The sequence below is a fragment of the Acidovorax sp. LjRoot38 genome (genome assembly GCF_964252975.1).
In the GTDB taxonomy this organism is placed as follows: Bacteria; Pseudomonadota; Gammaproteobacteria; order Burkholderiales; family Burkholderiaceae_C; genus Acidovorax; species Acidovorax facilis.
The window spans coordinates 255,016-268,063 of sequence record NZ_CAXUPT020000006.1; the positions used below are offsets into that span (position 1 = coordinate 255,016).

General features: G+C 65.6%; 8 protein-coding genes. 2 read left to right on the forward strand and 6 right to left on the reverse strand.

Features of this window, described 5'->3' with window-relative positions; all coding sequences use genetic code 11:
• Positions 1-17 precede the first annotated feature (17 nt).
• The 5 genes from ACSQ22_RS13570 to ACSQ22_RS13590 form a co-directional block, all read right to left on the reverse strand.
• On the reverse strand, positions 18-1,799 hold the full coding sequence (locus ACSQ22_RS13570) for a diguanylate cyclase domain-containing protein (RefSeq protein ID WP_436130616.1): 1,782 nt from the start codon (positions 1,797-1,799) through the stop codon (positions 18-20).
• 17 nt (positions 1,800-1,816) lie between these two features.
• Complete coding sequence (locus ACSQ22_RS13575) at positions 1,817-3,289, reverse strand: oxygenase MpaB family protein (RefSeq protein WP_121422622.1); 1,473 nt, start codon at positions 3,287-3,289, stop codon at positions 1,817-1,819.
• Positions 3,286-4,107, reverse strand: a complete 822-nt coding sequence (locus tag ACSQ22_RS13580) for a carotenoid biosynthesis protein (RefSeq protein ID WP_055397363.1) — start codon at positions 4,105-4,107, stop codon at positions 3,286-3,288. The genes ACSQ22_RS13575 and ACSQ22_RS13580 overlap by 4 nt, the downstream gene beginning before the upstream one ends.
• A gap of 184 nt (positions 4,108-4,291) precedes the next feature.
• Complete coding sequence (locus ACSQ22_RS13585; protein WP_436130617.1) at positions 4,292-5,113, reverse strand: alpha/beta fold hydrolase; 822 nt, start codon at positions 5,111-5,113, stop codon at positions 4,292-4,294.
• Between the two features lie 42 nt (positions 5,114-5,155).
• Positions 5,156-5,983: a proteasome-type protease gene (locus ACSQ22_RS13590; RefSeq protein WP_010459683.1), complete on the reverse strand. Its 828-nt coding sequence runs from the start codon at positions 5,981-5,983 to the stop codon at positions 5,156-5,158.
• 319 nt (positions 5,984-6,302) lie between these two features.
• Here ACSQ22_RS13590 and ACSQ22_RS13595 point away from each other — a divergent pair, with 319 nt between their 5' ends.
• Positions 6,303-7,511 (forward strand): alpha/beta hydrolase family protein, encoded by a 1,209-nt coding sequence (locus ACSQ22_RS13595; protein ID WP_228900060.1) that lies wholly within the window; start codon positions 6,303-6,305, stop codon positions 7,509-7,511.
• A gap of 62 nt (positions 7,512-7,573) precedes the next feature.
• On the opposite strand, the gene mutS is transcribed toward ACSQ22_RS13595, so the two are convergent.
• On the reverse strand, positions 7,574-10,192 hold the full coding sequence (gene mutS, locus ACSQ22_RS13600) for a DNA mismatch repair protein MutS (protein ID WP_436130618.1): 2,619 nt from the start codon (positions 10,190-10,192) through the stop codon (positions 7,574-7,576).
• A gap of 282 nt (positions 10,193-10,474) precedes the next feature.
• On the opposite strand from mutS, the gene ACSQ22_RS13605 reads away from it, so the two are divergent.
• The gene (locus ACSQ22_RS13605) at positions 10,475-13,021 is read left to right on the forward strand and encodes a putative bifunctional diguanylate cyclase/phosphodiesterase (RefSeq protein WP_233573355.1); all 2,547 of its coding nucleotides are present in this window, start codon (positions 10,475-10,477) and stop codon (positions 13,019-13,021) included.
• The last annotated feature ends 27 nt before the right edge of the window (positions 13,022-13,048 follow it).

Here is a 13,048-nt window from a genome sequence, read left to right on the forward strand (position 1 = left end):
GGTGCAGGAGGCCTGTTTCATGGCGCAAGCGCCAGTTCGCCACTGTTGCGCAGGATGGAGCTTTTGCCCCCTTGCTTGCCGGCATACATGGCTGCATCGGCAAGACGGATCAACCCATGGGAGTCGTCGCTGTCCAGGGGGGCCAGGGCATAGCCGATGGTCAGTCCCACCTTCAGGTTCAGGTCGCCCAGGGAGAACGGCGCATCGAAAGCGTGCAGCAGGGATCGGCCCAGCTCTTCGGCATGGTGCGGACTTTCGAGATGGCAGGCCATGACGATGAATTCATCCCCGCCCAGCCTTGCTACCAGGTCGGTCTGCTGGCGGACACTGGCTTGCAGCCGCTTGCCCACAGCCACCAGCAGGTCGTCGCCCACATCGTGGCCATGTGAGTCATTGATGGGCTTGAACCCGTCCAGATCGATCAGATACACCGCGACCAGATGGCTTGGTGAGCTGGAAGACAGCGCAAGTTGCAGCGCATGCTGCAGCCCACGCCGGTTGCTCAGACCTGTCAGTGGGTCGCTGTGCGCCAGCGAATGCATGATGTCGCGCTCGCGCAGCGCCTCCTGTGCTTTCATCCGCATGGCTTTGGCACGCAGCCCCATGACGCGCAAGAACAGCAGCATGTCCAGCGTGGCGCCGAACTGGAATGAGTGCAGCGTCCAGAAGTTCGCGGGCACCCAGCCCTGCACCAGGCACACCATGAGTGCGGCAGCCACACCGTAGGCAATCCAGGCCGCCAGCAGGGTGGTGCCGATGGGGTCTTTTTGCCGCACCCGCGTGATGGCAGCAGGCACGCTGATGAGAGAAGGCAGGGGGCCTACCAGACTCATGAAGGCGATGGCGATGGCGATGCTCAGCCAGCCCAGCGTGACGGCAACGCAGACCACTGCTGTGATCGCTGCACCTGCGCGCATGGCGCGTGCGTACCGGCTTTGCGGGTTGTCTGCCAGTGCGGCACTCAGGAACAGGAACGAGCCCGCCAGGGCAATCAACCCAGCGGCCAGTCCTGCATACCGGCTCATCCACAGATTGCCCGGCCATAAAAACTGGTCGCCAATGCCGAAGAACTGCAGCGAAAAACCCGCGCTGCCCAGCACCACCAGTGCATAAAAGCCGAACAAGTGCTCGCGCTGCGTGAACCACTGGATCAGGCTGTACGCCAGCAGGCACAACGCCAGCCCGTTGAGCAGACCCTGCAACATCTGCTCGCGCAGGGCCTGGTGCATCTGGTAGGGCATTTCGCCGACCGTGATGGGCAGGATCAGTGGTCCGGTGGCTTGCACCCGTATCAGCAGGTCGTAAGCCTGTCCGGCCTGCAGGTCGAATGCCATCGCTGGCGTGCGGCTGGATAGCTGCATCTGATCACGCTGGCTGGTGCGAATCTGCTGGAGCACTCGGCCGCCACTGGTCAGGTAAATCTCGGCCTGCAGCGAGCTGTAGCCGATATCCACCATCCAGGGGGCGCGCGGTGTCTTGGGCGCGACGATGGGAATGTGCAGCCACATGGCTGCCTTGTGCACACCCAGCGAGCCACCGCGCCGGGCAGGCGCCTCGAACTCATTCAGGCGTTCCAGCATGTCCTGCACCGAAAGCTGGTACGTGGGATCGGCCTTGAGCGTGATGGCTTCCCAGGCATTCATCTGCGGCCGATCCTGCGTCAGCACCAGAGGCGCGTTCGCCTGCACGCCCGCAGGCAGAGCCATGATGACGAACAGCCAAAGCAGGCTGGACGCCACGCCGCAGCGCGCACGACCAAGCCGGGTGATCGTCAGGAGGGCGCAGACCAGCGGGGACATTGGCGTGGGAACAACGGCTATGTGGGTTGCTGCGCCTGGGCGGGGTGTGCGGCAGGGGCCTGGGCGGCCAGGCCCGCGCTCCAGCTGCCGCGCGTCGTCAGCCGGTCTTCGATCCGGTTGATCCAGCCCGGCGCGTGGGGGTCATCGCTCCAGCTGTGCACCACCTCGTCCACCTGGTTGAGCAACTCGGTGGGCAGTTGGAGGGGGCGGGTCTGGCTCATCAGCACGCGGCTCATGAAGTGGTAGCCCAGGATGCGCGTGAGTGTCCTCACGATCGAGAACCGGGGCAGCACCAGGCGCAGCACGGTGTCGATGGCACGGGCGATCAGCAACACCCCCCAGAACAGCAGCGCCGATGGCCACGGAACAGGCTGGGTCAGGCCCAGGTCGCTGGCCGTGTCGCGCCCGCACAGGTAGCGGGTCATGAGTTCGGGAAAGGGTTTCACAATGTTCCAGGGCAGCGAGTTCTCCATGGTCTGCATCAAGGCCCGGCCCAGGGCAGGGCGGGGGTCCGGTGTGACGGGTTCGGCGCGGCCCCGGGCCTGCATGCGCGCCATCAGGGCCTGGCCCTGGTCCATGGTGTCCACCATCAAGGCCCGGTCGATGCCCAGGATGTGGCCCACCACGTTCCAGGCGTGCAGGTAGGCCTCTTCGTCGGCCGTGCGCAACCTCAGCCCCAAGCGGCGCAAGCTGCGCAAAAACACATAGCCAAACGTTAGCAAGGTGTAGGCCAGCTCTTCCTGGTTGCAGGGCAGTCCATCGCCTTTCAGGTTCCAGCCGCGGGCGTACAGCGTCTGGAACATGGCCTGACGCCCGCCCCCGCTGGGCAGGGCTTGTGGTGCCACCTGCCCGCTGCCCCCGGCCAGCAGCTGTTTGACGGCACTTTGTGGGCTGCCGTGCAGGATCAGGTTGCGGATGGTGGCGTGAATCAGCCGCACCTTGAGCACCTGCGCCACGCCCGCGCCGCGCTGGCTGAGGCCACCGTGCAGCATCACGGGGAAGATCATCGCGGCCGTGGACCGGATGCGGTACTCGGCGTTCTGCTCCAGCTGACCCGAGGTGTGCAGCACGCTGGAGAGGTCGGGGATCACATAACACTCGGGCAGGCTGGCGCAAAACAGCAGGATGCACGACAGCGCCCCATGTTCCATGAACAGCTTCTCGGCACGCTCGATCTTTTTCGCATCGGCCCAGGACGGCAGCACTTGCGCGGTCTGCACGTAGTGGTTCAGTGCCCGGGCCATGGCTGCATCCACCCCGTCACCTTGGGCGGTCCAGCCCACCAGGCTCTTGTTGTCCGTCCATTGGCCGAACAGGCGGTTCACGGTGTCGATGCGCGCCCATTGCGGCGCATCCACCGCGACGTCCCCTGCGGGCCAGTCGCCCAGGATGTCGGCGATGGTCTGGTCGGCCAGGGGGTCGGCGTGGTGCTGCATACCCGCCAGTTCGGCGTCCGAGATGGTGTTGGAGTGTGACGTGTTCTGGTTCATACGCTGGCCTTTGCGGGGGCTGCCCAGCGCTGGTACCCGGCCAGCGCGCACAACAAGGGGATGCCCATCGCAAACGGCGCAATGGAGCGGATTTCCACCGGATTGCCCAGGATCATCTGAAACACCATATTGCTCCCATACAGTGCCAGCGGAACCAGGGCATGGTGGCGCAAGAACGGGCTGGATGGCTGCAGGGCCTGTTTGCGAACCGACATGCGGAAACCGAAGATGATGACGAAGGACACGAACACCCAGCCAAAAAACCCCTGCACCGTCTCCCCAAACCATGCGCCATCGGTCTTGGTCATGATCCAGGCCTTGAGGGTGTACACCATGTAAGGGTCGGCGCCCAGATCAAACGCCGTGACGATCATCGCTGCCAGAAATGACAGCATGGCGGCATTGCCCAGGCCCCGCGCGCCGTCCACCGCGCTTTGCCAGACGATGAGGTTGCAGATCACATACCCCGCATAGGTCAGCGAAAACCACATCAGCGGGATGACCAGGGGCACGTCCCCCAGACGGGGACCCAGCACGTCGGTGTAGGTGTACTGGCCAAAGAACCAGCCGCGCGAGGAGCCCATCTGCTCGGCAAACCAGCCAAAACTCACGGCAATCAGCACAAACTGCAGCGCTGGCCGCGCGCCCAGCAAATGGGTGGCACTGGCCCAGCAGCAGGCAAACATCACGACCGAGGCAATCACCAGGGCAATGGTGGTGTCGTTGTGGGTGCGGACTGCGAGGATGACCAGATAGACGGCCAGCAGCACATAGCTGAGCACAGGCAATCGCGAGGCAAAGTGAGGCAGGGTGGGCATGGGGGTGTATCACACTGTAACAACTCCCCCAGTGTAGGGGATTGCTCCACTCCGGGCGAACCTTGTTTGCCCTGATCGAAGGCCGTCTTGGCGGGGCTTTTTGGCGCTATTCGGGGCATTGCAGGAGGTATTGGGTGCTATGCCGCCCCAAACCCCGCAGCCCCCCAACACTGCGGGTGGGTCGTCAGTGCTTGACCGGGTTCAGCGCCGCCAGGTTGAGCAGCGCCGCCTCAATGGCCGCCGCCGTGGCCATGGGTTGCTCCATCGGAAACAGGTGGCTGCCGTCCAGCATCATGGTGCGGCCCTGGGTGATGCGCAGCGTCATCGCCATGCCCACCTGCCGCATCTCGTCCGAATCGCGCCCGCCGATGAAGGCGGCCGGGCACTGCAGGGGGTGGGTGCTGAGCAGCCGTCCCAGGTTGTGTGGCAGCGTGTTGTAGATGGCGGTTTCCACCGCGCGGTCAAAGCCCAGCACGCGCTTGCCGTCGTGGTCCACCAGGCCGTGGGTGATGTAGTCGCCCAGCACTTCGGGGTCCCAGTGCGCAAAGGCCTTTTTCTTGCGAAAGTGTTCCAGCGCCTCTTCGTTGCTGGCCCAGCTGAAGCGCCGCTGCCGACTAACCTTGCCCGGCGAGATGGAGCCCACGACCTGCGTGCGCTTGGCCACATCGACCGCGTTGGCCTTCCATCCGCCCAGCAGGGGCGAATCGATCAACAGCACACCGCGCACCAGGTGGGGGTGGCGGGCGGCGGCCATCACGCTCAGAAAGCCGCCCAGCGAATGCCCCACCAGAAATACAGGCTGGCCCAGGCGCTCCACCTGCGGCGCGGCGAAGTCCGCCAGCTGCTGCACCAGATGGGGCCAGTTGTTGGTCACCGGGTACTTGGGGTCGTGGCCGTAGCGTTCCACCGCGCTGACTTCAATCCCCCGGGCCTTGAGGTGCTGGAAGAGCACGCGGTACGTGCTGGCCGGGAAGCTGTTGGCGTGCGAGAAAACGATGGGGAGCATGGGGATACCGGCGGGGCAGGGCGAACCCCGCCGTCAGAGAAATCAGATGAGCTTGTCGGTGTGGTTGGTGATCTTCTTGAGCGGCTTGCTGCGGGCCGGGTTCACCATGATGGGCACGGTCGTGGCGCCACCCCCCCAGGCCGGGTCTTCGATGCTGTCGAACACCTGGCGCAGCTTCTGGCCCCAGCTGTCGTGCAGCATGCGGAAGTAGGGGTTGTTCTCGTCGATGCAGACCACCTTTGAGGTCGAGAAGCTGTCGGCCTCGTACACCACCAGGTCCAGCGGCAGGCCCACCGACAGGTTGGACTTGAGCGTGCTGTCCATGGACACCAGCGCGCACTTGGCGGCTTCGTCCAGCGGGGTTTCGGGGGTGAGCACCCGGTCGAGCACGGGCTTGCCGTATTTGGATTCGCCGACCTGGAAGTACGGTGTCTCGGACGTGGCCTCGATGAAGTTGCCAGCCGAATACACCTGGAACAGGCGCATGCCCTCACCCTTGATCTGGCCGCCGAACACCATGGACACATTGAAGTCCACGCCCGAGCGCTTGAGCGCTGCGCCGTCGCGTTCGTGCACATGGCGCACCGCAGCACCGAGCACGCGGGCGGCGTCGAACATGCTCTTGGCGTTCCAGATCGAGATCGTCTCGCCCGAGTCACCGTCCTTGAGCTGCTCGGTCTGCAGGATTTCGCGCACCGACTGTGAAATGGACAGGTTGCCTGCCGACAGCAGCACCATGAAGCGGTCGCCCGCCTTCTCGTAGACCATCATCTTGCGGAAAGAGCTGATCTGGTCCAGGCCGGCATTGGTGCGCGAATCGGACAGGAAAACCAGTCCGGCGTTGAGTTTGATGGCGACGCAATACGTCATGGAAGAAGTGGGGTCGTTGTAAGAGGGGAACCCGCGAGTTTAGTCCGGCGTGGGAAGGCACCCTTGGGCAGAGTGCGGGCCAGTCATCGCGTGTGCCGTAGCCGATATCCTGTATTGATAGCAACCAACGCTTGGTGGATAAGCGCTGGAGGCCATTTTTACTCAAGAATTGGCAGATCCCGCCCTTTTGCGTTCACCCGAAGTTCCGGCGGCAGCCAAGGCAACTGCCGCCCCGGGGGTAAAGGGCTATTGCTTACGGGCCAGGCAGTGTGTGCCCGTCGCTCCTATCATCCGCCGCTTCACCTGGAGGGGCCTTGCCGTGTTGAACCCACTGATTTTGTCTGTAACCCGCCGCGCCTGCGCGCTGGCCTTGGTGGCATTGCTGGCGGCCTGTGGTGGGGGCAGCGCGCAAGACCCCGGCGATGGCGGCAACACTCCGGAGCCACCTCCCGCACCGGCGCGTTCCGGCCAGCTCGAATCCGCCGCCTTGCTTGGCACCGTGCCGGCCGCTGATATCGCTGCAGCGCTGGCCGCCAAGGAGTCGCTGGCCCAGGACGTGGTGCCGCGCTACAGCGTCACTTCTTACCGGATCGAGTACCTCACCACCGATGCCGACGGCAAAGAGGTGCGCGCCTCGGGGCTGGTCAGCGTTCCGCAAAAGCCAGCGGGCGCCAAAAGCCCGGTGCTCAGTTACCAGCATGGCACCCTCTTTCGCGATGCCGAGGCGCCCAGCAACAACGCGGTTGCGTCCGAGGTGGCGGTGGTGCTCGCATCGCTGGGCTATATCGTGCTGGCGCCCGACTACGTGGGCTTTGGCGCTTCCAAGGGCACGCCCCACCCCTACCTGCTGGCGGCGCCGTCCGCAGCCGCCACGGTGGATTTTCTGACCGCCACCCGCACCTGGCGCAGCCAGGCCAACGTGGCGGACAACGGGCAGCTCTTTCTGACCGGCTACTCCGAAGGCGGCTACGTCACCATGGCCACACACCGCGCGCTGCAAGCAAGCGCATCGCCCCACCTGCAGCAGCTGCGCATGGTGGTGCCGGGCGCGGGGCCTTACAACGTGCAGACCACCATGGATGGCCTGGTGGACCTCGTGCGGCAAGAACAGCCGGTGATCGGCGCGCTCATCAACCCGGGCTTCTTGCGTTACCTGGGGGGTAGCGTGCAGCGTGAGGTGCGCCGCCTGCTGCTGCGCGCGCTGATCCCGGGCGATGCCGATGTGGCCTACGACACACGTTTCATCGACCACTTCCTGGCCGACGACGTGTTGGCCCTGGCCAGCGCCAGCAACGTCTACGACTGGAAACCCAATGTGCCAGTGCGCCTGTACCACGGCCGCGATGACCGCACCGTGCCCTACGCCAGCTCGGTCAGCACCGTGCGCGCGATGCAAAGTCGCGGCGCGGGCGATCTGGTCAGCCTGACTGAATGCCGCGCACAACCGGTGGCCGGGCACCTGCCCTGTGTGCCGCCGTTCATCACCTTCATGCTGGGGCAGCTGGCGCCGGTGGCGCAGGATCTTTAAGCCGGGCAGGTGGCGGGGCTCGCCTTGGTGGGGAGTGCTACCCGCTGGGGTGCGTGACTGCGTCAGCCCGCCATCTTCTTGAGCTGGTACAGCGCATCCAGCGCCTCGCGCGGGCTCAACGCGTCTGGGTTGATGCCTGCCAGCGCAGCTTCCAGCGGGCTGGCGCCCGCACTCTCAGGCACCTCGGGCGCAGCGAACAGGTCCACCTGCAATTCATCTTCGCCCGCCCGCTCTTCCAGCGCCGCCAGCGCATGCCTTGCATGGTGCAGCACGGGCGAGGGCATGCCCGCCAGCTTGGCCACCTGAATGCCGTAACTGCGGCTGGCCGGGCCGGGTTGGATCTCGTGCAGGAAGACGATGTCGGTGCCGCTCTCGGTGGCGCTCACATGCATGTTGATCGCGTGGCGCGCCTTGGCGGGCAGCTCCGTCAGCTCGAAATAGTGCGTGGCAAACAGCGTGAAGGCGCGGGTCTTGTCGTGCAGGTGCGTGGCAATGCCGCTTGCCAGCGCCAGGCCGTCGAACGTGCTGGTGCCCCGGCCGATCTCGTCCATCAGCACCAGGCTGTGAGGTGTGGCCGCGTGCAATATCTGCGCGGCCTCGGTCATCTCCAGCATGAAGGTCGATTGCGCATTGGCCAGGTCGTCCGCCGCGCCGATGCGGGTGTGGATGGCGTCGATGGGCCCCAGGCGGCAACTGGCGGCGGGCACATGGCTGCCCATGCTGGCCAGCAGCACGATCAGCGCGACCTGGCGCATGTAGGTCGATTTACCGCCCATGTTGGGGCCGGTGATGACCTGCATGCGCGTGTTGGCGTTCAGGCGCGTATGGTTCGCGATGAAGCTGCCGCTGGATGTCTCAGCCAGGCGGGCTTCGACCACGGGGTGGCGGCCGCCTTCGATCTCGATGCAGGGCTCGGGCACAAACTGCGGCGCGCACCAGTTCAGCGTGAGCGAGCGTTCGGCCAGTGTGCACAGCACATCCAGCGTGGCCAGCGCCTGGGCCAGGCGGGTGAGGGCGGGCACGTGGGGTTGGAGCTGGTCGAGGATTTGCTCGTACAGCCACTTCTCGCGGGCCAGCGCACGCTCGTTCGCCGACAGGGCCTTGTCCTCGAAGGTTTTCAGCTCGGGCGTGATGAAACGCTCGGCGTTTTTCAGCGTCTGGCGGCGGCGGTAGTCGTCGGGTACGCGGTCGAGGTGGCTGCCGGTCACTTCAATATAGAAGCCGTGCACCTTGTTGAATTGCACGCGCAGGTTGGGGATGCCGGTGCGCGCCTTCTCGCGGGTTTCCAGATCCAGCAGAAAGGCATCGCAGTTGGTCTGGATGGCGCGCAACTCGTCCAGCTCGGTGTCGAAGCCGTTGGCGATCACACCGCCGTCGCGCACCAGGGCGGCGGGCTCTTCGGCGATGGCGGCCTGCAGCAGGCCGGTGCAGCCCTCGGGCGGCTGCAGGTGGCCGAAGATTTGAATCAAATAGGGCTCTAGCGCTTGTCCATTCAGCGCGAGTAGCTCTGCTTTTTGTAGCGTTTTGCCCAGGCCCACCAGTTCGCGCGGGCGCACCTGGCGCAGGGCGATGCGGGCCGTGATGCGCTCCACATCGCTCACCCCTTTGAGTTCGCCGCGCAGCAAGGCCCACGGGCCAGTGCCACCCCCAGCGCCGCCTGCACCGCGCAGCGCAGTGGTGGCCGACAGGCGTTGGCGTGCCTCGGTGCGGTCGCGGCGTGGCTCCAGCAGCCACGTCTTGAGCAGGCGGCTGCCCATGCCGGTCATGCAGGTGTCGAGCAGCGAAAACAGCGTGGGAGTATCGTCGCCACGCAAAGTCTTCACCAGTTCCAGGTTGCGCCGCGTGGTGGCGGGCAGGTCGATGAGGTCGTCGTTGCGCTGCACCTGCACGCTGTGCACGTGGGTGAGCATGCGGCCCTGTGTGTGTTCGGCATAGGTCAGCAGCCCGGCGGCGGCGGCGTGCGATTCGCCCAGGTCTTGCGCGCCCCAGGCCTGCAGGCTGGCGGCGCCCAGGTTTTCGAGCAGCTTGCGTTCGCCCAAGGCGCTGTCGAATTGCCAGTCGGGGCGGGGGCTCATGGGGCAGGTGAAGGCGCCGCCCTGGCGCAGCACCTGCAGTTGTTGCTCGAAGCGCTCTGTCACGCCCGCGCTGTAGATCAGCTCGCTGGGCGCCACGCGCGCCAGCCAAGCGCCCAGTTCGTCCTGCGCACATTCGGCCAGGAAGACGCGGCCCTGCGTCACGCTCAGCCAGGCCAGTCCACAGCGCGCACGCGGCGCCTGGTGCACGGCCATCAGCAGCGATTCGGATTTGTCGGACAGCAGCTCCGTGTCGGTCAGCGTGCCGGGCGTGACCACGCGCACCACCTTGCGCTCCACGGGGCCCTTGCTGGCGCCCACCTCGCCCACCTGCTCGGCAATGGCTACCGATTCGCCCATCTTGATCAGGCGCGCCAGGTAGTTCTCCAGTGCGTGGAAGGGCACACCCGCCATTACCACCGGCTGGCCGCCCGACTGGCCGCGCTGCGTGAGCGTGATGTCGAGCAGCCGCGCGGCCTTCTCGGCGTCTTGCCAGAAGACCTCGTAGAAGTCGCCCATGCGGTAGAACAGGAGCGTTTCAGGGTACCCGGCCTTGAGGGCGAGGTACTGCTGCATCATGGGGGTGTGGTGTTCGAGCGTGTCGGACATGCTGGAGGCCGAGAAATGAGGCGTGGACTGTAGCAGTTCGCTCCACGGGCCTGCACTGCATGCGGCAGGGGGCGGAGCCCGTTGGCCCAGGCGGATACGGTCATCGCCGTGCTGCACGAAGGGCTCCGGGTTTTCCCTTGGGCAAATGCCACAGGTTTTTATTGTTCGTTACGTTTTGACATACTCTTGCCTGTATGCTGGCACATTGGCTGTGACCCTCGGCCCCGTCTTGCGCAGGCGGGATTCCTACCCACCGCAGGCTTCAAAGGTTTCAGAGCGACCGTGATCTCGTCCGAACTGTTGACCGATCTCCTTGCCCCCGTTGGCGAGGGCCACATAGAGCCGATGGCGCAGGCGCGTCTGCAGGCGCTGGTCGATGCCGTTCCGGTGGCCTTGATGGAGTTCCGGCTGCAGCACGGCCGTCTGCTGCTGCTGGCCGCCAACGCTGCCGCACGGCGCATGCCCGGCCTGGGGGCGGTGCGCAACCCCGGAGCGGATGCCTGCGAGGTGTTTGACCTGCTGGCGGGCACCCCCCTCATGGACCAACTGCAAGGCGTGGCCCGCGTGGGTGCGCCGCTCGAATGCCGCCAGGTGGTGCGCGAGCCGGGTCGGCTGCTGCTGGCCTGGGATCTGTCAGCGCGCCGTGTGACCAGCGACTGCATCGTGGTCACCGTGCGCGATGCCACCGAGGCCGAAACCCTGCGTGCCGCGCTGGCAGCGTCCGAACGCGCCCTGGAAGAAGTGCGCCGCGAACTGCGCGAACAGACCGAGGTCTTCAACACCATGGAGAGCCTGGCCCGCACGGGCCATTGGCGCCGCATCGAAGACCCGGGCGAAACGGTGCTGCTGTGGTCGCCCGGCCTGTGCGACATCGCTGGCTTCGAACAGCAGGAATGGGTGGACCCCGAGCGCGCCGTGAGCGGCATCCTGCCCGAGGACCGCCATGTGTTCGACAAGGCCCGCATGCCAGGTGCCGGCCTGGATGTGGAATACCGCTGGCGCCGGCCCGATGGCGAAGTGCGGTGGATGCGGTCGCGCGTGCAGCGCACGTTGCCACGCGACGGGGTGCAGGTGGTGATGGGCGTGGTGCAGGACGTGACGGACGAACACCGCGCGGCCGAACAGCTGCGCGAGCAGCTGCTGTTCATCCAGCGCATTGCCAGCCGCATCCCGGGCTTTATCTACGAGTACCGACTGCATGCTGATGGCGGCACCAGCGTGCAGTACATCAGCGATGCGGTGCGTGACTTCATGGGGGTGGAGCCGAGCCAGGTGACCGCCGACCACGGCGTGCTCATGCACCGTGTGTTGCCCGAAGACCTGCCGCAGGTGCAGCGCTCGGCGATCACGTCGGTGCGCAGGCTGGTGCCCTGGCAGTGTGAGTACCGTGTGCGCATGCCCGACGGCAGCGTGCGCTGGCACATGACTAATGCCATTCCGCACCGCGAGCCCGATGGCTCGGTGGTGTCCCATGGCTTCACCATGGACATCACAGACCGCAAGCGCGCAGAACAAGAAATCGAGCGTCTGGCCTTCTTCGACGCCCTCACAGGCCTGCCCAACCGCCGCCTGCTGCTGGACCGCCTGCAACGCTCCATCGCCGCCTGCCAGCGCACCAAGAACCTCGGCGCCCTGCTGTTCATCGACCTCGATAACTTCAAAGACCTCAACGACACCCTGGGCCACGACATGGGCGACCAGCTCCTGTCCCAGGTCGCCACCCGCCTGGTGGGCAGCGTGCGCGAAGCCGACACCGTGGCCCGCTTTGGCGGCGACGAATTCGTCGTCATGCTCGAAGCCCTGGCCCCCGACCTGCAAGACGCCGCCACCCAGGCAGAAACCGTGGCCGAGAAACTCCTGGCCAGCTTGAACCAGCCCTTCGAACTCGACGGCGCCCAGCACTACAGCACCCCCAGCATCGGCATCACCCTCTTTGGCGACGAACGCCTCACGGTGGACGAACTCCTCAAACGCGCCGACCTGGCCATGTACCAGGCCAAAGCGGCAGGGCGCAACACCCAGCGCTTCTTCGACCCCGACATGCAAGCGGCCGTCAACGCCCGCTCCAACCTGGAAGCCGACCTGCGCCAGGGCCTGGCCCGGGGCGAACTCCTCGTGCACTACCAGCCCGTCGTGGACCACCAGTCCCAGCTCATGGGCGCAGAAGCCCTGGTGCGCTGGCGCCACCCCCAGCGCGGCATGATCAGCCCCGGCGACTTCATCCCCCTGGCCGAACAGACCGGCCTGATCCTCCCTTTAGGCCAATACGTGCTGCAAACCGCCTGCGAACAACTGCAGCGCTGGGGCCAGCACGAGGCCACCGCCCACCTGTCCATCTCGGTCAACGTCAGCGCCCGGCAGTTCAGGCAACCGGGCTTCGTGGCCGAAGTGCTGCAGACCCTCAAGAACCACCACGCAGACCCCCGCAAACTCAAGCTCGAACTCACCGAAAGCCTGCTGCTGGGAGACATCGAAGACACCATCGCACGCATGGTGCAGCTCAAGAGCGAAGGCGTGGGCTTTGCGCTGGATGACTTTGGCACCGGCTACTCCTCCTTGAGCTACCTCAAGAGATTGCCCCTGGACCAGGTCAAGATCGACCAGAGCTTTGTGCGGGACGTGCTGACGGACCCCAACGACGCGGCGATTGTGCGGACCATCCTGGCGCTGGCCAAGAGCCTGGACCTGGAGGTGGTGGCCGAGGGGGTGGAGACGACGGGGCAGCTGAGTTTCCTGAGGCTGCATGGGTGTGAGGGGTTTCAGGGGTATCTGTTTGGGCGGCCCGGGCCGGTGGGGGACATTGATGCCTTGCTGTATCCCGCTCGGTAAGAGCCGCTCGCTGGTTGGCCAGGGCTT